Annotated in this window: 18 protein-coding genes and 1 riboswitch; of the genes, 9 read left to right on the plus strand and 9 right to left on the minus strand. The window is 74.9% G+C overall.

Annotation, left to right across the window (positions count from 1 at the left end; translation table 11 throughout):
* The first annotated feature begins 52 nt into the window (after positions 1 to 52).
* The 4 genes from AB0M03_RS06465 to AB0M03_RS06480 all read left to right on the plus strand — a co-directional run bounded on the left by AB0M03_RS06465 (position 53) and on the right by AB0M03_RS06480 (position 6,304).
* Positions 53 to 1,966: a glycosyltransferase gene (locus AB0M03_RS06465; RefSeq protein ID WP_363489068.1), complete on the plus strand. Its 1,914-nt coding sequence runs from the start codon at positions 53 to 55 to the stop codon at positions 1,964 to 1,966.
* Positions 1,966 to 3,237: a glycoside hydrolase family 16 protein gene (locus AB0M03_RS06470; RefSeq protein ID WP_363489070.1), complete on the plus strand. Its 1,272-nt coding sequence runs from the start codon at positions 1,966 to 1,968 to the stop codon at positions 3,235 to 3,237. Before AB0M03_RS06465 ends, AB0M03_RS06470 begins: the two co-directional genes overlap by 1 nt.
* A gap of 266 nt (positions 3,238 to 3,503) precedes the next feature.
* The gene (locus tag AB0M03_RS06475; RefSeq protein ID WP_363489072.1) at positions 3,504 to 4,823 is read left to right on the plus strand and encodes a hypothetical protein; all 1,320 of its coding nucleotides are present in this window, start codon (positions 3,504 to 3,506) and stop codon (positions 4,821 to 4,823) included.
* A 260-nt stretch (positions 4,824 to 5,083) separates the two neighbouring features.
* The gene (locus AB0M03_RS06480; protein ID WP_363489074.1) at positions 5,084 to 6,304 is read left to right on the plus strand and encodes an ATP-grasp domain-containing protein; all 1,221 of its coding nucleotides are present in this window, start codon (positions 5,084 to 5,086) and stop codon (positions 6,302 to 6,304) included.
* Between the two features lie 48 nt (positions 6,305 to 6,352).
* Here the strand turns inward: AB0M03_RS06480 and AB0M03_RS06485 are convergent, their stop codons facing one another.
* The 4 genes from AB0M03_RS06485 to ribA all read right to left on the minus strand — a co-directional run bounded on the left by AB0M03_RS06485 (position 6,353) and on the right by ribA (position 10,445).
* Positions 6,353 to 7,561 carry an NAD(P)-binding domain-containing protein gene (locus AB0M03_RS06485; protein ID WP_363489076.1) on the minus strand — a complete coding sequence of 403 codons (1,209 nt, stop codon included), beginning with the start codon at positions 7,559 to 7,561 and terminating at the stop codon, positions 6,353 to 6,355.
* Positions 7,562 to 7,648: 87 nt separating this feature from the next.
* A complete protein-coding gene (locus AB0M03_RS06490) occupies positions 7,649 to 8,323 on the minus strand; it encodes an FxLYD domain-containing protein (protein WP_363489078.1) in 675 nt (224 codons plus the stop codon).
* 198 nt (positions 8,324 to 8,521) lie between these two features.
* Positions 8,522 to 9,637 carry a chemotaxis protein gene (locus tag AB0M03_RS06495; RefSeq protein ID WP_363489080.1) on the minus strand — a complete coding sequence of 372 codons (1,116 nt, stop codon included), beginning with the start codon at positions 9,635 to 9,637 and terminating at the stop codon, positions 8,522 to 8,524.
* Positions 9,638 to 9,785: 148 nt separating this feature from the next.
* Positions 9,786 to 10,445 (minus strand): GTP cyclohydrolase II, encoded by a 660-nt coding sequence (gene ribA, locus AB0M03_RS06500; protein WP_363489082.1) that lies wholly within the window; start codon positions 10,443 to 10,445, stop codon positions 9,786 to 9,788.
* A 191-nt stretch (positions 10,446 to 10,636) separates the two neighbouring features.
* Here ribA and AB0M03_RS06505 point away from each other — a divergent pair, with 191 nt between their 5' ends.
* Positions 10,637 to 11,548, plus strand: coding sequence for an NADP-dependent oxidoreductase (locus AB0M03_RS06505; RefSeq protein WP_363489084.1), 912 nt, complete (start codon positions 10,637 to 10,639; stop codon positions 11,546 to 11,548).
* Positions 11,548 to 12,315, plus strand: a complete 768-nt coding sequence (locus AB0M03_RS06510) for a VOC family protein (protein ID WP_363489086.1) — start codon at positions 11,548 to 11,550, stop codon at positions 12,313 to 12,315. The genes AB0M03_RS06505 and AB0M03_RS06510 overlap by 1 nt, the downstream gene beginning before the upstream one ends.
* A gap of 6 nt (positions 12,316 to 12,321) precedes the next feature.
* Here the strand turns inward: AB0M03_RS06510 and lnt are convergent, their stop codons facing one another.
* The 3 genes from lnt to AB0M03_RS06525 all read right to left on the minus strand — a co-directional run bounded on the left by lnt (position 12,322) and on the right by AB0M03_RS06525 (position 17,795).
* A complete protein-coding gene (gene lnt, locus AB0M03_RS06515; RefSeq protein WP_363489088.1) occupies positions 12,322 to 13,890 on the minus strand; it encodes an apolipoprotein N-acyltransferase in 1,569 nt (522 codons plus the stop codon).
* A gap of 99 nt (positions 13,891 to 13,989) precedes the next feature.
* Entirely contained in the window at positions 13,990 to 17,598 is a 3,609-nt protein-coding gene (gene cobN / locus AB0M03_RS06520; protein ID WP_363489090.1) for a cobaltochelatase subunit CobN, read from the minus strand.
* Positions 17,595 to 17,795, minus strand: a complete 201-nt coding sequence (locus AB0M03_RS06525) for a hypothetical protein (protein ID WP_363489092.1) — start codon at positions 17,793 to 17,795, stop codon at positions 17,595 to 17,597. Before AB0M03_RS06525 ends, cobN begins: the two co-directional genes overlap by 4 nt.
* Before the next feature lie 50 nt (positions 17,796 to 17,845).
* A riboswitch (cobalamin riboswitch) is annotated at positions 17,846 to 17,917 on the minus strand.
* Positions 17,918 to 18,057: 140 nt separating this feature from the next.
* Between AB0M03_RS06525 and AB0M03_RS06530 the strand changes: the two genes are divergently transcribed.
* The 3 genes from AB0M03_RS06530 to AB0M03_RS06540 are packed head-to-tail and all read left to right on the plus strand — an operon-like array spanning position 18,058 to position 21,400.
* A complete protein-coding gene (locus tag AB0M03_RS06530; protein WP_363489094.1) occupies positions 18,058 to 19,275 on the plus strand; it encodes a hypothetical protein in 1,218 nt (405 codons plus the stop codon).
* Positions 19,272 to 19,898, plus strand: coding sequence for a precorrin-8X methylmutase (locus tag AB0M03_RS06535; protein WP_363489096.1), 627 nt, complete (start codon positions 19,272 to 19,274; stop codon positions 19,896 to 19,898). The genes AB0M03_RS06530 and AB0M03_RS06535 overlap by 4 nt, the downstream gene beginning before the upstream one ends.
* Positions 19,895 to 21,400, plus strand: a complete 1,506-nt coding sequence (locus tag AB0M03_RS06540; protein WP_363489098.1) for a precorrin-2 C(20)-methyltransferase — start codon at positions 19,895 to 19,897, stop codon at positions 21,398 to 21,400. The genes AB0M03_RS06535 and AB0M03_RS06540 overlap by 4 nt, the downstream gene beginning before the upstream one ends.
* A 167-nt stretch (positions 21,401 to 21,567) precedes the next feature.
* Here AB0M03_RS06540 and thrS read toward each other — a convergent pair whose 3' ends face one another.
* Entirely contained in the window at positions 21,568 to 22,788 is a 1,221-nt protein-coding gene (thrS, locus tag AB0M03_RS06545; RefSeq protein WP_363489100.1) for a threonine--tRNA ligase, read from the minus strand.
* 217 nt (positions 22,789 to 23,005) lie between these two features.
* Entirely contained in the window at positions 23,006 to 23,845 is an 840-nt protein-coding gene (locus AB0M03_RS06550) for an SDR family NAD(P)-dependent oxidoreductase (protein ID WP_363489102.1), read from the minus strand.
* Positions 23,846 to 23,856 lie beyond the last annotated feature (11 nt).

A 23,856-nucleotide genomic window follows, 5' to 3' on the forward strand; every position in this document is an offset into this window, starting at 1 on the left:
ACCGCCCGCGCCCACCACGCCACCGTGCCCACTGTCCGGAGAGGGCCCCTCGATGGTTGACCAGCAGATCGCCGGAGCCGCCGGCCCGGCCGCCCCGCCGGCCCGGCGCCGCCCGCCGTCGGCGCTGCTGGCCCGGGCGGTCGGCGGACGCGGCCCGGCGGCCTGGCTCACCGTCGGCGCGCTGCCCGCGGCGATCGTGTTGTGGGTGCTGGCCCTGCGCGGCGCCCGCCTCGACCGGATGGGCGACCTCGGGCTGCTCCAGGTCCTGCCGCCGTTCTACTGGGCGAGCTGCGCCCTGCTGTTCACCGGCTTCCTCGCGGTGCTCCACCGGCCGCGCGTCCCGCAGGCCTGGGCCGCGGCGTACGTGGTCGCGCTGATCACCGTGATCCACGCCACCCCGAGCGTGCTCTACCCCACCCTCCGCTACGCCTGGGCGTGGAAGCACGTCGCGGTCGTCGACGCGATGCTCCGGCACAACGGCACCGTGCCGGACGCCGGCGGGCTGGAGATCTACAACGAGTGGCCCGGCTTCTTCCAGCTCAACGTGTTCTTCCTGCGCGCCACCGGTCTGCACTCCGCGCTCGGCTACGCGTCCTGGTGGCCGCTGCTGACCAACCTGCTGCTGCTCGGCCCGCTGCTGCTGCTCTACCGCTCGCTCACCGACAGCCGGCGCCTCGTCTGGGGCGGCGTCTGGCTCTTCTACTCGATCTCCTGGGTGGGTCAGGACTACTTCGCGCCGCAGGCCTTCGCCTTCCTGCTGTTCGTGCTGCTGCTCGCCCTGGTGCTGGGACGGCTGGCAGAGGCCCGCCGGGCCGCCGAGGCCGCGGCCGAAGGGCGGCCGGCGGCCACCGCGCTCACCCCCCGGACACCCTGGCTCGGCTGGTACGCCATGGTCGTGGTGATGCTCGCGGGCATCGTCGTCTCGCACCCGCTGAGCCCGGTGATGACGATCAGCGTCCTCGCCATGCTCTGCCTGCCCCGCCGCAACCGCCGCACGGTGTGGCCGGTGCTGGCGGCCGCCGTCGGGATGACCTTCGCCTGGGACGTCACCGTCGCCCGCCCCTACCTGTCGGAGAACGTCGGCGACCTGATCGCCGGCCTCACCACGGCCGGCAGCAACGTCCGCCCGCCCGAGCAGCTGAAACTCGGTACCGTGGCGCCGGCCCAGGCGACGGTCGACCTGCTGTCCCTCGGCATGTCCGGTACCGTCGGCCTGCTCGCCCTGATCGCGCTGATCAGCCACCGGTGGGTGCGCCGCACCGGCCTGACGGCCGTGCTGTTCGGCCCGCTGCCGCTGCTGCTCGGCAACGGCTACGGCGGGGAGATGATCCTGCGCGCCTACCTCTTCGTGCTCCCGGCCACCGCCTTCCTGGCCGCCACGGTCCTCCTGCGCGACGGCCGGCGCCCCGTCCTGCACCGCGCCCTCGCCGTCGTCGCGGCCGTCGTGCTGACCCTCGGCATGTTCGTCAACTACTACAGCAAGGACGCGCTGAAGTACTTCACCCCGCAGGAGGTCGCGGCGCTGCGACTGGTCACCACGGACACCCCGCCGGGCAGCCGCATCGTCTTCGTCACCGGCGCCGCCCTTCCCGGAGGCGAAATGCACTACGACGACCGGATCCGGATCGCGCTCACCCAGCTCCCGGAGCAGGAGCAGCGCCGCATGCTGGCCGACCCGCTGCCGGTGCTGCGCCGGGAGCTGACCACCCCGGCGGTGCCCGGCCCCTCCTACCTCGTCCTGACCCGGGCCCAGATCGCCGCCTGCCGGCTCACCGGGGTGCTGCCCGAGGACACCGTCCGCCGGCTGGCCGACCTGGCGGCCGGTTCGCCGGAGTTCCGCGCCGTCTACACCAGCCCCGACGCGGTCGTCTACGAGTACGTGGAGCCGTCCGCCGCCGGTTCCACCACGGTCGCACCGGCCGAGAGCCCGGTGGACCGGTTCCGACCCGACGGGAGGCAGCCGTGATGGCCGGCCCCTACCTGCGCCTCGCGCTCCCCTTGCTCGCCTGGGCCGGGGTCGCCGCGACCGTCCTGCCCGCCGGACCGGTGCGGGTCGTCACCGCGGCCGTCGCCCTGCTGGCCGTGCCGGGCACCGCCCTGGTGCTGCGCTGCCGCTGGCCCGCCGACGCCCGGCGCGCTCCCGTGACCGCCGTGGTGCCCGCCTTCGCCTCCAGCGCGGTCCTCGGGGCGGTGGCCGCCGCCCCGATGCTGCTCACCCACACGTTCACCGCCCGCCGGGTGCTGGTGGTGCTCGCGGTCCTCACCACCCTGCTGGTACTGCCCCACGCGCGGCGGTGGCCGCCGCCCGACCCGGCGACCCCGTCCACCCGGCCGGCACCGCCCCCGCCGCCCGGCCGGAACGGCCGCCGGTCGCTGCGGGCCCGTGCACTGGCCGCGGCCTGCCTGCTGGCCGGGGCCGCCTCCTGCGCCGATCCGACCGCCCTGACCTCCCCGGCGTCGAACGCCCGGGCGGAGAGCGAGGGCACCGTGCGGGCGACCGAGCCGCCGGACCTGCCCGGCCCGTGGCACCTGGTCTTCCACGACGACTTCAGCGGCTCCGGTCTGAACACCCGGGACTGGGCCACCTGCTACGACTGGAACGTGGGCGGCTGCACCAACGCCGGCAACCACGAGCTGGAGTGGTACCTGCCCGGCCAGGTGTCCGTCGCCGACGGCGCCCTCACGCTCACCGCCGAGCGCCGGGAGACCCACGGCACCGACGGCAAGACCTACCCCTGGACCTCCGGCATGGTCACCACCGGCCGGGACCACTGGGAGGGCACCCCGCGGCACACCTTCACCTACGGCTACTACGCCGCCGCCATCAAGGTGCCCGCCGAGGCCGAGGGCATGTTCCCGGCCTTCTGGCTGATCCCCGCCGAGACCCGAGGCAGCCCGCCCGAGATCGACATCGCGGAGTTCATCAACACGGCGACCCACGTCTCCGCCAACCTGCACTGGCGCGCCCCCGACGGCAACGACACCCACATCGGCAAGGGCTACGGCCCCCGCGACTTCGCCGACGGGTACCACGTGTACGCCGTCGACTGGCAGCCCGACTCGGTCACCTGGTACGTCGACGGCGTCCAGCGCTTTCAGGTGACCGAGCCGGCCGCGATCCCGCACGTCGCCATGGAACTGGTGATCAACCTGGCGATCGGCTTCCAGGTCGCGCCGCCGCCCGGCGTCGACTCCGCCCGGCTGGACGTCGGCTGGGTCGCCGTCTGGCAGCGCTGATCCGCCCGGCCGAGCACCCCGTCCGACTGATCCGACGGCCCATCACGGCCAGGGCTGACGGGCCGTCGGAGAGGTTCGAGTGCAGACCGACCGGAGATCGGACAAAGGATGAGGAACATGACGAAACTCATGACTTCCGCCGAGCGGTCGACGGAGCGCGGAGTCACCGGTGCCGCTTCCGGCGTGACGCACCGGGCGTTGAAGCCGGCGCCGGAGAAGCGCCCGCGGGCACGCGTGTGCCCGTCGGCTCCGAGAGGCCGCCCGCGATGAGCACCACTCTGCCTGCGCACCCCCTCACCTTCCTGAGGGCCAGGATCAGGGCCGCCCGGCGCTCCGGTGCCGCCGAACCGCTGATCCGCAACGGCCACCTGCTGGCCGGCAGCGCGGTGCTCGCGGCGGTGCTCGGCGCAGCCTTCTGGATCTTCGCCACCCGGTGGTACAGCGTGGAGACCGTCGGACGCAGCTCCGCCGCGCTCTCGGTGGCCGGACTGCTGTCCGGGCTCGGCCGGTTCAACCTCGGCGACGTCCTGGTCCGGTTCGTCCCGGTCGCCGGGCGGCACACCCGCTGGCTGGTCCTGCGCTGCTACGGCGTCAGCGCAGGAGTCTCCGGCCTCGCGGCCGTCGGCTTCCTGCTGCTGGTCCCGTGGATCTCGCCCGAACTCGGCTTCCTGCGGAACCCGGTCCTGGCCGGCTCCTTCATCGTGGCGACGGCCGGTTACTCGATCTTCGTGCTCCAGGACGGCGCGCTCACCGGCCTCCGCCACCCCGGCTTCGTCCTGGGTGAGAACGCGCTGTTCAACGTGGTCAAGGCCGGCCTCCTGGCGGGCTGCGCCGCGCTCGCGATCGGCACCGGCATCCTGCTGTCCTGGTCCCTCGCCCTGATCGTCTCGATCGCCGTCACCAACCTGGTGCTGTTCCGCCGGGCCGTCCCGGCCCATCAACGGGCCGACACGGCCGGTGCGCCCCGGCCGCAGCGGGTGCTCCGCTACGCGACCGCCGACTACGTGGGCAAGGTCGCGGGCGTGGCCACCGGCACCGCCGTACCGCTGATCGTGCTCAACCGGCTCGGGGCCGAGCAGACCGCGTACTACTCACTGGCGTACATCATCGCCAGCACGTTCTACGTGGCCGTGGCGAGCATGGGCGGATCGCTGGTCGTGGAAGGCGCGCACCATCCCGAGCGGCTCGCCGAGCACGGACGCCGGATGCTCCGCCACGCCGGCCTGCTGGTGGCCGCCGCGACCGCGGTGGTGGTCGCGGCGGCGCCGTGGCTGCTCCTGCCGTTCGGCGCGGCCTACTCGGCGCAGGGCACCACGGTGCTCCGCCTGATGGCCCTCTCCGCCCTGCCCAACGTGGTGCTCGGCATCGCCATCGAGGTGGCCCGGGTCCGCCGGGAGCTGCGCCGGCTGGTCGCCCTCCAGATCGCCTTCTCCGTGCTGGTCGTCGTCCTGGTCGTCGGGCTGCTGCCCGTGCTCGGTCTGACGGGCGTCGGCCTGGCCTGGCTGATCGCCGCCTGTGCGCTGGCCGTGCCGCTGCTGGTGGGCCTGCCGCGCTGGCTGCCGGCACCGCAGGGGAGTCCGGCATGACCGTCCTTCCGCGCACGGCAGGCGAGTTCGGCACGGCGCGTGCAACGATGGTCGGGCGGACGGCCGGCGCTCCGGTACGTCGAGGGGCGGCCCGGGTCGGGGCGGCCGACACCACACGCATCCCGAGCGTCGCAACGAGGACCGTCCGCGAGTCCGCGGGGCCTTCGGCAGCCGCTGCCCCCGCCGTCGATCCGGCCCGGACGCGTGCGGACCGGGTCGCCGTCCGGCATCACCGGCCGACAGAACGGAGTGAACCGGTCATGACGCCAATCCTGCCCGACCTCGACCGGGAGGTCCCGGTGGTGATGGTACGGGTCGGCAAGTACCCGTTCTCCCACAGTCCCGTCGCGGCAGTCCGCTCCTTCGGCCGGCTCGGCGTCCCGGTGTACGCCATGGTCGAGGGCCGACACACCCCGACCGCCGCCTCGCACTACCTCAAGGGCGTCTTCGTCCGGCCGACCACCGGCAGCGAGCCGGCCGAACAACTGGTCGACGTGATCCGCGGCGTCGGCCGGCTGGTCGGCCGCCGCAGCGTCGCGGTGGCCACGGACGACGAGTCCGCGGTGCTGCTCGCCGAGCACGCCGAGGAACTCTCCCCGTACTTCCTCCTCTCCCCGGTACCCGCGGACCTGCCGCGGCGGCTCGCCGACAAGGGCGAGCTCTACCGAATCTGCCAGGACCACGACATCCCCGCGCCGCACACCGGCACGCCCGCCGACCACGACGAGCTGCTGGCGACCGGCCGCGCATGGGGCTACCCGCTGGTGCTGAAGAACCTCGCGCCGTTCACCCGGCTGGCCGAGCCCGTGGTCAGCCACAGCACGCTGGTGCGGGACGAGAAGGAGCTGCTGGCCCTCAACCCGCCGGACGGGCCGCTGTCGGTGCTCGCCCAGGAGTACCTGCCGTCGGAGCACGCAGAGGACTGGTTCACCCACCTCTGCTGCGGGCCGGGAGGCGAGCCGCTGGCCGTCTTCACCGGTCTGAAGGAGCGCGACTGGCCGCCCGGCGGCGGCTTCACCACCCTGGCGCGTGCGGTCGACAACCCGGAACTCGCCGACCTGGCAGCAGGGTTGTGCAAGAAGGTGGGCTTCAGTGGCATCGCCGACCTGGACTGGCGGCTGGACCTGCGGGACGGCAGGTACAAGCTGGTGGACTTCAACCCGCGGCAGGGAGCGCAGTTCCGGCTGTTCGAGACCGCGGACGGGGTGGACGTGGTGCGCGCCCTGCACCTCTCGCTCACCGGGCGGCCGGTCCCTCAGGGCCCGCAGCTGCCGCGGAACTTCCGGGCCGGACGGCTGGATCTGCTGTCCGCGCTGGTCACCGCCTGGTCCGAACGCCGGCTGCCGCACGACGTCCTGCCGCGCCGGGCGACCGAACGGGCCTGGCTCTGCCGCGACGACGCGCTGCCCCTCGTCGTCGAACTCGCCCGGACGGCCAAGACCGCCCCGCGCGAGCTGGCCCGCCTACTGCGCCACAAGTGACCACCGGGGTGCGGGGAACGCGCGGTTCCGCGCACCCCGGCGGTCGTCCTAGGCGGCGATGTGACGGCCGATCCGCCGGGCCGCGAAGCGGGTGCCGACGACGAACCGCATCACAGGGCCGAAGGTGTCCGCCGCCGCCAGCCCGGCGAAGTACAGGCCGGGGACGGAGGATTCGAAGCCCGAGGTCAGCCGCGGCGCCCCGGCCGCCGTCCGGCGTACGGCCCGCCGCAGACCCTCGTCCAGGAACTCCAGCCGTGCCACGTCCGCCCGGTAGCCGGTGGCCGCCAGGACGTGGTCCGCCTCCAGGAGTTCGGTCGGGCCTTCGAGGCTCAGCCGGACGGTGCCGTCGACCGCCTCGGCCGCCGCCAGCGGATGCCCGGTGAGCACCGGGAACCGCCCGTCCACCCGGTCCTGCAGCCACCAGGCGCCGGCCGGCCCCAGCACCCGGCGGACCCGGACGGCCCGTGCCTCGTCCGGCAGGAACCGGAAGGCCCACGGGATGTCGGAGTAGGCCCGCAGCCCCCACCCCGGGCCGAGCCCGCTGGACGGCTTGGCCACCCGGGCGGTGAGCGGGCGGGTGGACGGCAGGTCGGCGTCCGGCGTTTCACCGAACACCAGCCGGGGACCGCGCACCACCACGGTGGGGAAGGCCCCCGCCTCGTGCAGCAGGGCCGCGCTCTCCAGGGCCGACTGACCGGCCCCCACCACCGCCACCCGCTGCCCCGCGAACTTCGCCAGGTCGGCGTGCTCACTGGTGTGCGAGCACAGGTCCGTTCCCGCCAGGGCGGCGAGTTCCGGCGGCGTGTGGGCGAAGGGCCGCAGCCCTGCGGCCACCACCACCGAGCGGGCCGTCACCGTCTCGCCGCCCTCCAGGTACACCCGGAAACCGATCGGCGCGCCCTCGACCCCGGTGACCCGCGTCGGCTCCAGCTCGGGCACCCGCTGCCGCTGGAACCACTCGCCGTACTCGACGAACTCGTCCAGCGGGATCGGGTACGTGTCGCCGACCGGGCCTCGGCCGGAGCGGGTGCGGAAGTCGTTGAACCCGTACCGGCCCGACGGGTCGGAGATGCAGGAGGCCCGCGGCGTCGACTTGAGGAGCATCCCCGCGGGCATCCCCTCACGCCAGCCCGCCATCGGATCGCCGAACACGCGGAAGGGCACCCCGGCGCCCCGCAGGTGCGCCGCCGCCGCCAGCCCGTACGGGCCGGCGCCGATCACGACGGCCTCCAGGTCCCCAGTGCCTCGTCCCTGCATGAGTGGCCACCTCCGGCGTGGAAGAACCCCCCGATCCAGGATGCGGCGGGGCCGTCCGCCCGGCACCCCGGCCCGGAGACGGCCTGTTCAGTACCGCTGCGCCCGGGCGACCTTGGCGTTGGCCGCGTCGACCTTCTGGTCGCCGTGCGCCAGCACCGTGCGCCGCTCGCCGGGTGCGACCCCGGTGGTGCCGACCACGACCGTCTCCACGGTGGCGCCCGAGGAGTCGAGGAAGTCCACCTGGACGGCGTAGTTCGCCTTCTGCGAGGTCGAGTTGGTGATGGTGACGGTGGCGGCCGGATAGCCGTCGGTGGCCGTGGTCGGAATTCCGGTCAGTGTGACGTCGCCGATCGCGTTGCCGGTGCCCGGGACGCCGCTCAGGGCGGCGCTCGCGCTCTGCCGGGCGGCCGAGATCTGCGCCGACACCGAGGACTCGAAGGCCGCCGCCCGGGACTCCAGCGAGGCCGCGGCGGCCGAGGCGGAGGCGGCCCGGGCCGAGGCGGCCTGCGAGATCAGCGCGGCGGCGTTCGAGGCGGCGGAGGAGGCCTCCTCGCCCGCCAGTTCGGAGGCCTCGGCGGCCGCGGAGGCGGCGTGCCGGGAGGCCTCGGAGGCCGCCGAGACCACGGCCGGGCTGATCCCGCCCTTCGTCTTCTCCGAGCTGCAGGCCGCGGCCGTTGCGGTCAGCACGGCAGCCGCGGCGAGGATCGCGCCGGCCCTGGCGGTCGGCCCGGTGAGGGAGCGCAGACGGGAGTGCGGGGACATGGCTGCTCCTGGGGTGCTCTGCCGGAGGTCACGACTCGTAGGGGTCACAACTCGTGGGGATCACAACTCGTGGGGGTCACAACTCGTCCAGCCTCCGGCGCCGCCGGGCGCGCCGCGCGCAGGAATGCTCCGGCCGGGGAGTGGCGCGGCCCCCGGCACCGCTCGCGCGGGCCGGGGGCCGGACGGGGCGCGGGAGCGTCAGTAGCGGAGCACGGCGGCGATCCGGTCGTGCCCGCTGAGCTGCTCGTCGGGCAGGAACACCACCTCGGCGCCCTTGTCCAGGGCGGCCTCCACGAGCTCGTCCACGATGTCCTCGCGGACGCCCTCCTCCCAGCCGCCGGCCGATGCGTCCTCCACGGGGGAGAGGTGGCCGTCGGTGACCTTCACCGTCCGCTGGAAGTGCTCCTCGACCGCGACCATCTCGACCCGTCCCTCGCTGACCGCCTCCCAGACCTCGTCCAGGCCGGCCGCGAAGGCCTTGCGGCTGCGCGCCGCGTCCAGCGCGGTGCCCACCCGGTCGGACTCGTGGGCGGCGAACTGGGCCATGGCCGGGGCGAGTTCCTGGAGCAGCACGCGGTCGGGGCCGTCGGTGAGGCCGCCCTTGAGGACGGTCGCGACGGCGGTGCCGGCCGCGGTGCCGACCTCCTGCAGCACCGACACCGCCTGCGCCAGGCCCACCAGGAAGAGCGGCCGCCGGTCGGCGCCGAGGACGGTGCCGAGCGCGGTGTCCACCGTGCGCAGGAAGCGCAGCGTCTCCTCGTCGCGGAAGGTGCTGGGCGAGTCACCCACGCGCTCCTCGCGCTGGACGTCCCAGTCCACGCCCTCCGCCTCCATCGGGAAGCCGTCCGCCTCGTGCTCGTGCAGCGCCTGCCCGGCGCCGCTCCACAGCGTGGCCCGGCCGGCGGCCACCGCCAGCACCCAGTAGGGGCGTTCCTGGGCCTTGGCGGCGACCAGGTTGCGGGTCAGGAAGGTGTCGCTCAGCACGACCCGCTCGGGCACCTCGCGGGGCAGGTTCCAGACCTGGTGCTCGGCGGTGGTCGCGTACAGCACCAGGCCGTCCAGGGAGTGCCGCAGATCGACCTCGGCGACCGCCCGCTCCAGCTGCTTGTGCAGGTCGATGCGGTCCTGCCGGGAGGCCTCCGGGTCGGCGTCGATCCGCCGTTCGGCCTCGGCGAGGAGGTTTCTCAGCCGCACGGCGTCCTGGGCGTTGTCCGGCTCGCGGCGATGCGTCGGCATGGTCAGCGAGACGGCGGGGTACGGCCGGGCGCTGCGCAGGTCGCGCAGTGTGTCGGCGGTGAGGGAGTCGGTGTCCACGGGCGCTCTCCCGGGTCGGTCCGCGCCGGGTGGGGGACCCGGCGGGGCCGCGCGGCGGGGGTGCAGCGACGGATGGCGCGGCCCACCGCCCGACGCTTCCACGCCGCCCCGCCCGCCGCGCGCCCCCTGCGCCGATCGGGTGATGCGGTCAGGCGCCCAGCGACAGGAACTCGATGCCGTGCCCGAGCGTGCGGTCGGTGCCGTCGGCCTTGGTGCGGAGGTAGCGGACGTTGCTCTCGGAGAGGTGGACGCCGGTCGGCACCCGCTCGGCCACCTCGATGCCGAGCCGGGAGAGCTGGCCGGCCTTGTCCGGGTTGTTGCTCAGCAGCCGGATGCCGGTCGCGCCGAGGGTGGAGAGCATCTGGGCGGCGGCGGTGTAGTCCCGGCCGTCCTCGGGCAGGCCGAGCGCGGTGTTGGCCTGGTAGGTGTCGAGGCCGGAGTCCTGCAGTGCGTAGGCGTCCAGCTTGTTGTACAGGCCTATGCCGCGGCCCTCCTGGCGGAGGTACAGCAGGTAGCCGCCGGCCTCGGCGATCCGCTCCACCGACTCGCGCAGCTGCGGGCCGCAGTCGCAGCGGGCCGAGCCGAAGACGTCGCCGGTCAGGCACTCGGAGTGCAGCCGCACCAGCGGGGTGCCGCCGGGCTCGCCGAGGGCGAGGGCGAGGTGCTCGGCGCCGTCCTCCAGGCCGTGGAAGGTGAACACCTCGGCCTCGACCCGGTAGCCGTCCGGGAACGCCAGCGGGATGCGGACGCGGGAGCGGACGGTGGCGGGCCCGGGGAGCTGCGTCCGGGCGGTGTCGGTCTGCGGCATGGCCGGCCTCCGGCAGTGAGTGGTTCAAATTCGAACCGGGTGGTCGGCTCCGACCGTACCCCGTCGTTCCAATTTGAACAACCGGGTTCGCCTCCCTCACAACCCGGCCCGTTCGGCCCACCATTCCCGGCCGTCCCGGCCGTCCGCCCAGCAAGCTGGGCGGAGGGATGTCGCCGAGCCGAGGGAGCACCATGTCGAAGGCGTTCGGATTCCGGGCCTACGGAGGCCCGGAGAACCAGGAGTTCCTGGAGCGGCCCGTGCCCGTCGCCGGGCCGGGCCGGCTGCTGATCGCCGTACGGGCCGCGGGCATCAACCCGGCCGACTGGAAGATCCGCAACGGCTGGTTCGGCACCGACCAGCCGCTGCCCCGCGTACTCGGCGTCGAGGCGGCCGGCGTCGTCATGGAGACGGGCGCCGGCGTCGAGGGATTCGCCCCCGGCGACGAGGTGTTCGGCATCGCGGCGGCCGGAGGGTACGCCGAGCACACCCTGCTGGACGCCGGTGCCGCGGCCCGCAAGCCCTCCGGGGTGGGCTTCGCGGATGCGGCCGCCCTGCCGGTGGCCGCCGCCACCGCGTACGACGCCGTCGACCAGCTCGCCCCGGAACCCGGGCGCACCCTGCTCGTCCTCGGCATCGCGGGCGGCGTCGGCAGCGCCGCCGCGCAGATCGCCCGGGTCCGCGGCGTCAAGGTGGTCGGCACCGCCTCCGACCGCAACCGCGACTGGGTCGAGTCGTTCGGCGCCACCCAGGTGCGGTACGGCGAGGGCGTCGCCGACCGCATCCGCGCCGCCGCCCCCGACGGCGTCGACGCCCTGCTCGACCTGATCGGCGGGGAGGACCTGCGGGAGGCCGCCGCCGTCCTCGCCGACCGCAGCCGGCTGGTGTCCACCGCCGACCCCGACACGGCGGCCGCCCTCGGCGGCAGCCCCGTCGTCCGGCGCAGCCCCGTCGGCGACGTCCTCACCGCACTGGCCGCCCTGGTCGAGTCCGGTGCCCTCGACCCGCGGGTCACCGCGACCTACCCCCTCGCCCGCGCCGCCGAGGCGCTCGCCGAGGTGGAGTCCGGCCACGCCCGCGGCAAACTCGTCCTGGTGGTGGAGTGATGAGGATCGACAAGGCCGCGCTCGGCGCACCCTGCTGGGTGGAACTCTCCACCGTCGACCCGGAGGGCTCCAAGGCCTTCTACCGCGAAGCCTTCGGCTGGCGCAGCGAGGTCGACACCCGGCCCGAGGCCGGCGGGTACACCCTCATGATGCTGGGCACCGACCCGGTCGCCGGGCTCAGCCCCGTCCAGCGTTCCGGACAGCCCACCACCTGGACGGTCTCCTTCGCGGTCGCCGACGCCGACGCCGCCGCAACGGCCGTCCGCGGTGCCGGCGGGCGGATCACGACGGAGCCCGCCGACGCCCTGGACCTGGGCCGGTTCGCGGTCGCCGCCGACCCGTCCGGCGCCGCCTTCGGCATCTGGCAGGCCCGCTCCTTCGCCGGCACCACCCTGATCGACGAGCCCGGCTCGCTCGGCTGGGTCGAACTCGCCACCCGGGACACCCACGGCGCCAAGGAGTTCTACCCGCGGGTCTTCGGCTGGAGCGTCACCGTCGGCGAGATGTACACCCAGTGGGGCCTGCCGGGACGGGAGTTCGGCGGCATGGCCGACATGGCCGACCAGTTCCCGGCCGACGCCGGGCCCTACTGGATGCCCTACTTCGCGGTCGCCGACGTCGACACCACCACCGAACGGGCCGCCGTCCTCGGCGCCACCGTCGTCCTCCCGCCGACCGACGTGCCGGACGGCCCCCGGCTCGCCGTCCTGCACGACCCGCAGGGCGCGATCTTCGGCATCCACGTCGCCGGCGGCGCCACCGCCTGAGCGGGCTCAGCCGCGGCCCCGCGCCGCCGGCCGCTCCGCCCCTGCCCCCGCCTCCGCCGACGGCCCGTCGGCGGAGGCCGCACCACCGCTGCGGCCCCGCCGGGCCACCGCCACGGCCCCGGCCGCAACGGCCACCACCACCGACCCCAGCGGCACCCAGTCACCCAGCCGGTCGTACCAGGTCAGCGCCGACGGCTCGGCCAGCGGCAGCCGGACGACCAGCGCCCCCGTGCCGTCCGTGCCCAGCCCGGCCAGCCGACGGCCCTGCCGGTCGTACGCCACGGACTCGCCCGTCAGCGCCGCCTGCACCACCGGGCGGCCGGTCTCCGCCGCCCGCAGCGCCCCCAGTGAGGCGTGCTGCGCCGGCGCCCAGGTGTCCTGGAACGTCGACGTCGCCGACTGGTACACGATCAGCGGGGCGCCGTCCCGGGCGGCCTGCCGCGACATGTCCGGGAACGCCGACTCGAAGCAGATCAGCACCCCGACCGGCAGCGGGGCGCCGCCCCGGTCGGTCGCCGGCAGCAGCCGGAACCCGGCACCCGGCGCCCGGTTCTCGCCCGCGGCCTTGCTCACCCCGGCGATCCAGCCCAGCGCCGAACGGAACGGGATGTACTCGCCGAACGGCACCAGCCGGATCTTCCGGTAGCGGGCCTGGACACCCTCCGGGGTGACCAGCACCGCGTCCTTGGAGATCCGGCCGTCGGCCTTGCGCGCGTCCTCGCCCACCAGCAGGTCGGCACCCGTGCCCGCCGACAGTGCCCGCAGCTCGCCCAGCACCGCCGTGTCCCGGTCCAGATCGGCGGTCGTACTGCTCTCGCCCCACACCACCAGATCCACCGGCTGCCCCGCCAGACCACGGGTGATCCGCAGGCTCGCCGCCAGTCGGGACACCTCGTCCGGCGTCTGGCCCGGCTGTACCAGCGCCACCGTCGCCGTACCGCCCGGCGCGGGCGGCGGCAGCAGCGCGAACAGCACCGGGCCGACCGCCAGGCAGAGTGCCACCGCAACCACCGGCAGCACCCGCAACCGCGCCGAGCACAGCAGTACCACCGCCGTGTTGCACGCCACCACCACTGCGCTGACCAGCCACACCCCGCCGACCGAGGCCAGCGCCAGCACCGCCGGATGCTCCCACTGGCTCGCCCCCAGCAGCGCCCACGGTCCGCCCAGCGCATGCCACGACCGGGCGAACTCGCAGCACACCCACACCGCAGGCACCACCACCAGCGCCGCCGACGCCCGGCCCGGGCCGACCCCGCCGTGCAGCAGCCGCCACACCGCGAAGCCGAACGCCGCCTGCAGCACGCCGAACACCACCGCCAGCGGCAGCAGCGCGGGCCCGATCGACGGCACCAGCCAGTACATCCCGACCAGGATGAACCCGGCCCCGAACCACCAGCCCCGCACCGCCGCCTCGCGGCCGCCCGGCGCCCGCTGCATCAGCAGCATCCCCGGCACCAGCGCCACCCACGCCAGCCACGCCTGACCCGCCCCGGGGAACGCCAGCACCGGCAACCCGCCGGCCGCAAGGGAGTACCACCGGGCGGGTCGCGACAACGCCGAGCGCAACGTCATGCGGAGATCGTATGCACCGGCGGCCCCGCCGAACCCCGAACGCGCAGGGGCGACCACCGGGGTCCGTCCCGCGTGTCCGGTCGCCCCTGCGGGGCTGCCTCAGCTCTCGGCTTCGAGGTCGCCCTCGGTCTCGAGGTAGGCGGCGCGGAGCTCGTCGAGCAGGCGCTCGTCGGGCTCGGCCCACATACCGCGGTCGGCGGCCTCCAGCAGGCGCTCGCTGATGCCGTGCAGCGCCCACGGGTTGGCCTCGGAGAGGAACTCCCGGTTGACCGGGTCGAGGACGTACTCCTCGGTGAGCTTCTCGTACATCCAGTCGGCGACCACACCGGTGGTGGCGTCGTAGCCGAAGAGGTAGTCGACGGTGGCGGCCATCTCGAAGGCGCCCTTGTACCCGTGCCGCCGCATGGCCTCCATCCACCGCGGGTTGACCACCCGGGCGCGGAAGACCCGGGCCGCCTCCTCGGTCAGCGTCCGGGTGCGGACGGTCTCCGGCCGGGTGGAGTCGCCGATGTAGGCGGCCGGGTTCTTGCCGGTGAGGGCACGGACGGTGGCGACCATGCCTCCGTGGTACTGGAAGTAGTCGTCCGAGTCGGCGATGTCGTGCTCGCGGGTGTCGGTGTTCTTGGCGGCGACGGTGATCCGCCGGTAGGCGCTCTCCATCTCCTCCCGGGCCGGGCGCCCGTTGAGGTCGCGGCCGTAGGCGTAGCCGCCCCACACCGTGTAGACCTCGGCGAGGTCGGCGTCGGTGCGCCAGTCCCGGCTGTCGATGAGCTGGAGCAGACCGGCGCCGTAGGTGCCCGGGCGGGAGCCGAAGACCCGGACGGTGGCCCGCCGCTCGTCGCCGTGCTCGGCGAGGTCGGCCTGCACGTGGGCGCGGACGTAGTTGTCGGCGTCCGCCTCCTCCTGCTGCGCGGCGAGCCGCACCGCGTCGTCGAGCAGCGCGACCACGTGCGGGAAGGCGTCCCGGAAGAAGCCGGAGATCCGCAGCGTGACGTCGATCCGGGGGCGGCCGAGCTCCTCCAGCCCGATCGCCTCCAGGCCGGTGACCCGGCGCGAGGCGTCGTCCCAGACCGGGCGGATGCCGAGCAGGGCGAAGGCCTCGGCGATGTCGTCGCCGGCGGTCCGCATCGCGCTGGTGCCCCACAGCGAGAGGCCGACGGAGGGCGGGCAGGCGCCGTCGTTGTCGGCCCGGTACCGCTCGACCAGCGAGGCGGCGAGGGCCTGGCCGGTCTCCCAGGCGAGCCGGCTGGGGATGGCCTTGGGGTCGACGGAGTAGAAGTTGCGGCCGGTCGGCAGCACGTTGACCAGGCCGCGCAGCGGCGAGCCGGAGGGCCCGGCGGGGACGAAGCCGCCGTTCAGCGCGTGCAGCACGGAGTCCAGCTCGTCGGTGGTCGCGGTCAGCCGCGGCACCACCTGGGTGGCGGCGAAGGCGAGCACCTCGCGGACGGCGTCGGGGTGCCCGGCGGCGACCTTCTCGACCGCCTCGGGCGCCCAGTCCTCGGCCTCCATCGCCTCGACCAGGGCGCGGGCCTGCGCCTCGGCCGCGTCGGTGGCGCCGAGGGTGAGCGCGGCCTCGTCCAGGCCGAGCGCCTCGCGCAGGCCGGGGAGCGCGCTGACGCCGCCCCAGATCTGCCGGGCGCGCAGGATGGCGAGCACGATGTTGACCCGGTCGGTGCCGGCCGGCGCCTGGCCGAGGACGTGCAGGCCGTCGCGGATCTGCGCGTCCTTGACCTCGCAGAGCCAGCCGTCGACGTGCAGCAGGAAGTCGTCGAAGCCGTCGTCCTCGGGCCGCTCGTCGAGGCCGAGGTCGTGGTCGAGCCGGGCGGCCTGGATGAGCGTCCAGATCTGGGCACGGATCGCGGGCAGCTTCGCCGGGTCCATCGCGGCGATGGTGGAGTACTCGTCGAGCAGCTGCTCCAGGCGCGCGATGTCGCCGTACGAGTCGGCGCGGGCCATCGGCGGGACGAGGTGGTCGACCAGGGTGGCGTGGGCGCGGCGCTTGGCCTGGGTGCCCTCGCCCGGGTCGTTGACCAGGAAGGGGTAGATCAGCGGCAGGTCGCCGAGGACGGCGTCCGGGCCGCACTCGGCGGAGAGCGCGGCGGTCTTGCCGGGCAGCCACTCCAGGTTGCCGTGCTTGCCGAGGTGGATCACGGCGTGGGCGCCGAAGCCGCCGTCCTCCTGCGCGGCGGCGATCCAGCGGTACGCGGCCAGGTAGTGGTGGCTGGGCGGCAGGTCGGGGTCGTGGTAGATCGCGACCGGGTTCTCGCCGAAGCCGCGCGGCGGCTGGATGAGGACGAGGAGGTTCCCGGAGCGGATCGCGGCGAGCACGATGTCGCCGTCCGGGTTCTGCGAACGGTCGACGTACAGCTCGCCGGGCGCCGGCCCCCAGTGCTCCTCGACCTGCTCGCGCAGGCCCTGCGGCAGCGTCGCGTACCAGCGGCGGTAGTCGGCGGCCGGGATGCGGACGGGGTTGCGGGCGAGCTGGTCCTCCGTCAGCCAGTCCTGGTCGTAGCCACCGGCCGCGATCAGCGCGTGGATCAGCTCGTCGCCCTCGTGCGAGGCGGAGGCCGTGTCCAGGCCCGGCAGGTCGGTGCCCAGGTCCATGCCCTCCTCGCGGAGGCGGTGCAGCAGGCGCATCGCGCTGGCCGGGGTGTCCAGGCCGACCGCGTTGCCGACCCGGGCGTGCTTGGTCGGGTAGGCGGACAGCACCAGGGCGAGGCGGCGTTCGGCGGCCGGGGTGTGGCGCAGCCGGGCGTGCCGGACGGCGATGCCGGCGACCCGGGCGGCGCGCTCGGCGTCGGCGCGGTAGACGGTCAGGCCGTCCTCGTCCAGCTCCTTGAAGGAGAACGGCACGGTGATCAGGCGGCCGTCGAACTCGGGGACGGCGACCTGGGTGGCGGTGTCCAGCGGGGAGAGGCCGTCGTCGCTCGCCTCCCACTGCGAGCGCGACCAGGTCAGGCAGAGCGCCTGCAGGATCGGCCGGTCGAGGGCGGCGAGCGCGCCCGCGTCCCAGGCCTCCTCGTCACCGCCGGCCTGGGCGTCGGCCGGGCGGGTGCCGCCCGCGGCGAGCACGGTGGTGACAATGGCGTCGGCCCTGCCGAGTTCGGCGAGCAGTTCGGGCTCGGCGCCGCGCAGCGAGGAGCAGTACAGCGGCAGCGCGCGGCCGCCCTCGTCCTCGATCGCGCTGCACAGCGTCTCGACGAAGGCGGTGTTCCCGCTCATGTGGTGGGCGCGGTAGTAGAGCACGGCGACCAGCGGGCCGTCCGAGGTGCGGGCCCGACGCTCCAGCGGGCCCCAGGCCGGGGCCGAGGCGGGCGGGGCGAAGCCGTGGCCGGTGAGCAGCACGGTGTCGGAGAGGAAGGCGCCGAGTTCGGCGAGGTTGGCCGGGCCGCCGTGCGCGAGGTAGGCGTGGGCCTCGGCGGCGATGCCGGCCGGGACGGTGGACAGCTCCATCAGCTGGGCGTCCGGCGCCTGCTCGCCCGTCAGCACGACGACCGGGCGGGGGCCGGCGAGCAGCGCCTCCAGGCCGTCCTCCCAGGCGCGGCGGCCGCCGAGCAGGCGGACGACGACCAGGTCGGTGCCCTCGACGAGCGCGGGCAGGTCCTCGGCGGTGAGCCGGGCCGGGTTGCCGAGCCGGTAGCGGACGGGGCCCTGCGAGGCGCGGGCGCTCAGCAGGTCGGTGTCGGAGGTCGACAGCAGCAGGATCATGCGGAGGGCCTCCCGGCCTGGTCGGTGTTCCGGGGCGTGCTGCGGTGCACCAGGGCGGTGGACGGCAGCCCGGTGTGCGGGGCGGAGCGGTGTGCGGTGCGAGGGGTGCGGCGGCCCGCCGTCGTGGTCGACGGGACGGCGGGCGGCGACTCGGCGCGTCCGGGCGGGACGGCGGAGCCGGGCATGCGGCAGCGCACAGGTCGGGCCTTCCTCGGGGTCCGCGCCCCGGGCTGGTGGAGGACGGCGGGAGTTCCTGGCTCCACGGCGCTGAGCCGTGGTTACAGTGGCGGGACCGCACCGGATTTGCACCGGTTTCCTCCGCTTGCCGTCGCTGGCGTCGGGCGGGCCTCGCGGACCGCCCGGCAGCATCGTACGGGGTGGCGCGCGGCCGCGGGACAGCATGCGGACTGTGATCCGGACGACGGGGCGGGCGGTCGGACAATCTGTATGCTCGCCGCCATGCCACCGACACCCGACGCCACCGGGGCGGGCTCCGCCGTGCCCGACCGGGGCCGGTCGGACGCCTGTCCGGGGGCCCTTCGCCTGCACACCGCCGACGACGGCGGCCTCGCCCGCATCCGACTCCCCGGCGGCCTGCTGACGGGACGTCAGGCGCTCGCACTGGCCGAGGCCGCTGCGGCGCTCGGCGACGGCGAGCCGGAGATCACCTCGCGCGGCAACGTCCAACTGCGGGGCCTGGCTTCGGGCTGCGGCGCCGAACTCGCCGAGCGGCTGCGGGCCGTCGGGCTGCTGCCCTCCGACACCCACGAACGCGTCCGCAACATCGTCGCCTCGCCGGGCCCCTCCGACGGTCACGCCGACGTCCGGGCCTGGGCGCGCGAGCTGGACGCCGCGCTCTGCGCAAGCCCCTGGGCGACCGCCCTCTCCGGCAAGTTCCTCTTCGCCCTGGACGACGGGCGCGGCGACGTGGCCGCGCTGGACGCCGATGTGACATTGGTCGCAGGCCCGGACGGCACCGCCCTGCTGCGCCTCGGCCGGGCGGCGACCGCACGGCCCGTCCCGGCCGACCGGGCGGTGGCCGCCGCACTGGCCGCCGCCCGCGAGTTCCTGGACGCGCTGCGCGCCGCCGGCCGCAGCGCCTGGCACCTGCGGGAGGTGCCCGACCTGCTGCCGGCAGGCCCGGCGGAGCTGCCGGTCTTCGCCGCGGCGCCTCCGCAGCTCGGCTCGCTCCCCGGCGGTCTGGCGGTCGGCCTGCGCTTCGGCCGGGCCTCGCTCGCGCAGTGGCGGGTGCTGGCCGACGCCGCCGAGGGAGAGCTGCGGCTCACCCCGTGGCGCGGGGTCGTGCTGCCCGGTGCGTCCGCCGCGCGGCTGCCCGACCTGGAGGCCGCCGGCTTCCGGACCGCCGCCGGCACCGCCTGGGACGGCGCGAGCGCCTGCACCGGGCTGCCCGGCTGCGCCAAGTCGCTGGCCGACGTCCGGGCCGACGCGGCCCGGGCCCTGACTGCCGCCCCCGCCGCGGGACTGCGGGTGCACTGGTCGGGCTGCGAGCGGCGCTGCGGCCACCCCGCAGGCCGATGGGTGGATGTGCTCGCCACCGGGCAGGGCTACCGGGTGGCGCCGGTCGGGACACCGGCCCCGCCCACGGATGTGACGGCAGTGGATGTGACGACGGAAGAGATGGCCGAGGCAGTGGCCGAAGCCCGGAGGACCATGTGATCGAGTACGAGAAGGACGGCGCGGCCATCTACCGGCAGTCCTTTGCCACCATCCGGGCCGAGGCCGACCTGGCCGCCCTGCCCGCCGACGTCTCCCAGGTCGCGGTGCGGATGATCCACGCCTGCGGCATGACCGACCTGGTCGAGGACCTGCTGTACTCGCCCGGCGTGGTCGCCTCGGCCCGCAAGGCGCTGCACGCCGGTGCGCCGATCCTCTGCGACGTCAACATGGTGGCCAGTGGCGTCACCCGCAAGAGGCTGCCCGCCGACAACGAGGTGATCTGCACCCTCACCGACCCGTCGGTGCCGGAGCTCGCGCAGAAGACGGGCAACACCCGCAGCGCCGCCGCCATGGAGCTGTGGCTGCCCCGCCTCGAGGGCGCCGTGGTGGCCGTCGGCAACGCGCCCACCTCGCTGTTCCGGCTGCTGGAGATGATCGAGGCGGGCGCACCCCGCCCGGCCGCGGTGATCGGTGTGCCGGTCGGCTTCATCGGCGCCGCCGAGTCCAAGCAGGCCCTGGCCGAGCACCCGTCCGGCCTGGAGCACCTGGTGGTGCGCGGCCGGCGCGGCGGCAGCGCGATCGCCGCCGCCGCGATCAACGCGATTGCGAGTGAGGAAGAGTGACCGAGCAGCAGACCGGCCGGCTGTACGGCGTCGGCCTAGGCCCCGGCGACCCCTCGCTGGTCACCGTCCGCGCCGCCGAACTCATCGGCAAGGCCGACGTGGTGGCCTACCACAGCGCCCGGCACGGCCGTTCCATCGCCCGCTCGATCGCCGACCGGTACCTGACCGGCGGCCAGATCGAGGAGAAGCTGGTCTACCCGATCACCGTGGAGACCACCGACCACCCGGGCGGCTACCGCGGAGCCCTGGACGACTTCTACGAGGAGGCGTCCGCCCGGCTCGCCGCGCACCTGGACGCCGGCCGGAACGTCGTCGTGCTCGCCGAGGGCGACCCGCTGTTCTACGGCTCGTACCAGCACATGCACAAGCGCCTCGCGCACCGCTACCCGACCGAGGTGGTGCCCGGTGTGACCTCGGTCAGCGCCGCCGCGGCCCGGCTCGGCACCGCCCTGGTGGAGGCCGAGGAGACCCTGACGATCATCCCCGGCACCCTGCCGGAGGAGGAGCTGACCGCCAGGATCGCCGCCGCCGACTCCGCCGTGATCATGAAGCTCGGCCGGACCTTCCCCGCCGTCCGCCGCGCCCTGGAACGGGCCGGCCGGCTCGACGACGCGCAGTACGTCGAGCGCGCCTTCATGGACGGCGAGCGCACCGAGCCGCTCGCCGCGATCGAGGCCGACACCGTCCCGTACTTCTCGGTGGCCGTGCTGCCCAGCAAGGTCGCGCCGCTCGAACTCCCCGAGCCGACCGGGCCCGGCGAGGTCGTGGTCGTCGGCACCGGACCGGCCGGCCCGCTCTGGCTCACCCCGGAGGCCCGCGGCGCCCTCGCCGCCGCCACCGACCTGGTCGGCTACACCACCTACCTGGACCGGGTGCCCGTCCGCCCCGGCCAGGTCCGGCACGGCTCCGACAACAAGGTCGAGTCCGTGCGCGCCGAGTTCGCCCTCGACCTGGCCCGCCGCGGCCGCCGGGTCGCGGTCGTCTCCTCCGGCGACCCGGGCGTCTTCGCGATGGCCACCGCCGTCCTGGAGGCGGCCGGCGAGGACCCGTACCGCGAGGTGCCCGTCCGGGTGCTGCCCGGCATGACCGCCGCGCACGCCGCCGCCTCCCGCGCCGGCGCCCCGCTCGGCCACGACTACGCCGTGGTCTCGCTCTCCGACCGGCTCAAGCCCTGGGAGGTCATCGCCCGCCGGCTGCGCGCCGCCGCCGAGGCCGACCTGGTCCTGGCGCTGTACAACCCCGGCTCCAACTCCCGCACCACCCAGGTCGGCCGGGCCCGCGACCTGATGCTGGAGTACCGCGCCGCCGACACCCCGGTGGTGATGGCGCGCGACGTCGGCGGCCCCACCGAACGCGTCCGCACCGTCCGCCTGGCCGACCTCGACCCCGCCCAGGTCGACATGCGCACCCTGCTGCTCATCGGCTCCTCCCAGACCCGCCTGGTCCGCCGCGGCAACGACACCGAAGTCGTCTGGACCCCCCGCCGCTACCCGGAGGACTGACCGGAAGCAATCAGGGGCACGGGGGGCGAACCCAGGGGCGCGGGGAACTGCGCAATCCGGGAACGGGCGTCACAGCAGTACGGGCCAAGCCCTGGTCCGTCGGACGACCCGCATCCGAATTGCGCAGTTCTCCCCCGGCCTTCGGCCGGGAGGCGCCCCACGCGCCCCTAGTGATGACCCACCCGGGCCTCGTCCCCGATCAGCCGGAGGGCCTCCGCCTGCGGCAGCGGCCCCATCCGCCGGCCGTCCCGCAGCCGCAGTGACACCAGCCCGTCGGCGGCCTCCGCCGCGCCGATCACCGCCTGGAACGGCACCAGCCGCCCGGCCCGGACCCGCGCCCCGAGGGTGCCGGACTGCGGGTCGGAGAGCTCGGCCCGCAGCCCCTGTTCCACGGCCTCCCTGACCAGCGCCTCCGCCTGCGCCCGCTGCTCCTCGGCGACCGGCTGCACCAGCAGTTGGACGGGTGCCAGCCACGCCGGGAACGCCCCCTGGTGCACCTCGATCAGGTGCGCCACCGCCCGTTCCACACTGCCGATCACCGCCCGGTGCACCATCACCGGCCGGTGCCTGGCGCCGTCCGGGCCGGTGTAGCCGAGGTCGAACCGGGCCGGCTGGTGGAAGTCGACCTGCACGGTGGACAGGGTGGACTCCCGGCCCGCCCGGTCCACCACCTGGATGTCGATCTTGGGCCCGTAGAACGCGGCCTCGCCCACCTCCTCCTCGTACGGCACACCGGCCTCGTCCAGCGCCTCGGCGAGCAGCCGGCCGGCGCGTCGCCACATCTCCGGGTCGGCCACGTACTTGCCGCCCTCGGCGGGCAGCGAGAGCCGGTGCCGGGCCGGTTCGATGCCGAGCGCCCGGTACGCCCGGTGGATCAGTGCCAGTGCCGACCGGACCTCCTCGGCGACCTGGTCGGGCCGGCAGAAGATGTGGGCGTCGTTCAGCTGGATCGCCCGGACCCGGGTGAGGCCGCCGAGCACGCCCGAGAGTTCGGAGCGGAACATCCCGCCGAGTTCGGCCATCCGCAGCGGCAGGTCGCGGTGGCTGCGCGGCCGGGAACGGTAGATCACCGCGTGGTGGGGGCAGAGGCTCGGCCGCAGGACGACCTCCTCGCCGCCGAGCCGCATCGGCGGGAACATGTCCTCGCTGTAGTGCGCCCAGTGCCCGGAGATCTCGTACAGCTCGCGTTTGCCGAGCACCGGCGAGTGGACGTGCCGGTAGCCGGCCCGCCGCTCCATCTCGTGGACGTACTCCTCCAGGGCGTGCCGCACCGCGGCGCCGTCGGGCAGCCAGTACGGCAGGCCGGCGCCGATCAGCCGGTCGGTGTCGAACAGGTCCAGCTCGCGGCCGAGCCGGCGGTGGTCCTTCGCGTCGGTGCTCTCGTTCATGTCGGTCTCCCTCGGGTGTGCCGGGACGGGTGACCGGGAACAGCACGAAGCCCCGGGGCACTCGCCCCGGGGCTTCGGACAGCAGGTGTCAGCGCGCCGGGACTCTCTCCGGCGTCGTGGTCGCGGCAGCGCGCTGGTGCTTCATACCGCCGAGGCTAGTGCGTCGGGCGGGCCGACCGCGAGCGGATTTCCCGCAGTCGTCGCAGCAGCCGTGCCGTCAGGCGGCCTTCGGCAGCGGGAAGGAGGCCCGCATCACCGCGTCGAAGGCCGCGTCCGGCAGCAGCCGCTTGGCGATCATCGTGCCGCGGGCCATCGCGCCGATCGCGTAGCGGGCCCGCGGCCGCCGTACGGTCGCCGCCCGGACGATCACCTTGGTCGCCGCCTCCGCCGTCACGGCGCCGCTGCGCCTGGTGAAGGCCTTGTTGGCGTACATGTCGGCGAGTGCGGCGCTGAACGCACCGTACGGGCCGGAGTCGCCGGGCATGGTGGCGACCGCGGTGCCGCCGAACTCGGTGATCGTCGGGCCGGGCTGGACGACCACGACCTGGACGCCGAACGGCGCCACCTCCAGCCGCAGCGAGTCGCTGATCGCCTCCACGGCATGCTTGGTCGCGTGGTAGAAGGCGCCGCCGGGCGGGGAGAAGCGGCCGCCCATCGACGAGATGTTGACGATCCGTCCGCCGCCGGCCCGGCGCATTCCGGGCAGCACCAGCTGCGCCATCCGCACCAGGCCGAAGACATTGGTGTCGAACTGCGCGCGGACGTCCTCGGGCGCGGCCAGCTCGACCGGCTGGTGCAGGCCGTAGGCGGCGTTGTTGACCAGGATGTCGACGTGCCCGTGCAGTTCCTCGGTGCGGGCCACCGCCGCGGTCATCGACCGCTCGTCGGTGACGTCCAGGGCGAGCGTCTCCATGCCGAGGGCGGCCAGGTCGGCGAGGGTCTCGGGGCGGCGCGCGGTGGCGACCACGCGGTGGCCGAGCCGGTGCAGGGCGAGGGCGGCCTCCCGGCCCATGCCGGAGGAGCAGCCGGTGATCAGGACGGTCTTCGGGGCGGACATCGGGGCCTGCC

This window comes from Kitasatospora sp. NPDC051914 (assembly GCF_040680995.1).
GTDB lineage: Bacteria > Actinomycetota > Actinomycetes > Streptomycetales > Streptomycetaceae > Kitasatospora.

Bases quoted from the DNA above. Each gene is read 5' to 3' on its own strand.
- AB0M03_RS06480 (WP_363489074.1), top strand. From the start codon at position 5,084: ATGACGCCAATCCTGCCCGACCTCGACCGGGAGGTCCCGGTGGTGATG.
- AB0M03_RS06475 (WP_363489072.1), top strand. From the start codon at position 3,504: ATGAGCACCACTCTGCCTGCGCACCCCCTCACCTTCCTGAGGGCCAGG.
- cobN (WP_363489090.1), bottom strand. From the start codon at position 17,598: ATGATCCTGCTGCTGTCGACCTCCGACACCGACCTGCTGAGCGCCCGC.
- lnt (WP_363489088.1), bottom strand. From the start codon at position 13,890: ATGACGTTGCGCTCGGCGTTGTCGCGACCCGCCCGGTGGTACTCCCTT.
- AB0M03_RS06510 (WP_363489086.1), top strand. From the start codon at position 11,548: ATGAGGATCGACAAGGCCGCGCTCGGCGCACCCTGCTGGGTGGAACTC.
- ribA (WP_363489082.1), bottom strand. From the start codon at position 10,445: ATGCCGCAGACCGACACCGCCCGGACGCAGCTCCCCGGGCCCGCCACC.
- AB0M03_RS06470 (WP_363489070.1), top strand. From the start codon at position 1,966: ATGGCCGGCCCCTACCTGCGCCTCGCGCTCCCCTTGCTCGCCTGGGCC.
- AB0M03_RS06485 (WP_363489076.1), bottom strand. From the start codon at position 7,561: ATGCAGGGACGAGGCACTGGGGACCTGGAGGCCGTCGTGATCGGCGCC.
- AB0M03_RS06465 (WP_363489068.1), top strand. From the start codon at position 53: ATGGTTGACCAGCAGATCGCCGGAGCCGCCGGCCCGGCCGCCCCGCCG.
- AB0M03_RS06530 (WP_363489094.1), top strand. From the start codon at position 18,058: ATGCCACCGACACCCGACGCCACCGGGGCGGGCTCCGCCGTGCCCGAC.
- thrS (WP_363489100.1), bottom strand. From the start codon at position 22,788: ATGAACGAGAGCACCGACGCGAAGGACCACCGCCGGCTCGGCCGCGAG.
- AB0M03_RS06490 (WP_363489078.1), bottom strand. From the start codon at position 8,323: ATGTCCCCGCACTCCCGTCTGCGCTCCCTCACCGGGCCGACCGCCAGG.
- AB0M03_RS06550 (WP_363489102.1), bottom strand. From the start codon at position 23,845: ATGTCCGCCCCGAAGACCGTCCTGATCACCGGCTGCTCCTCCGGCATG.
- AB0M03_RS06505 (WP_363489084.1), top strand. From the start codon at position 10,637: ATGTCGAAGGCGTTCGGATTCCGGGCCTACGGAGGCCCGGAGAACCAG.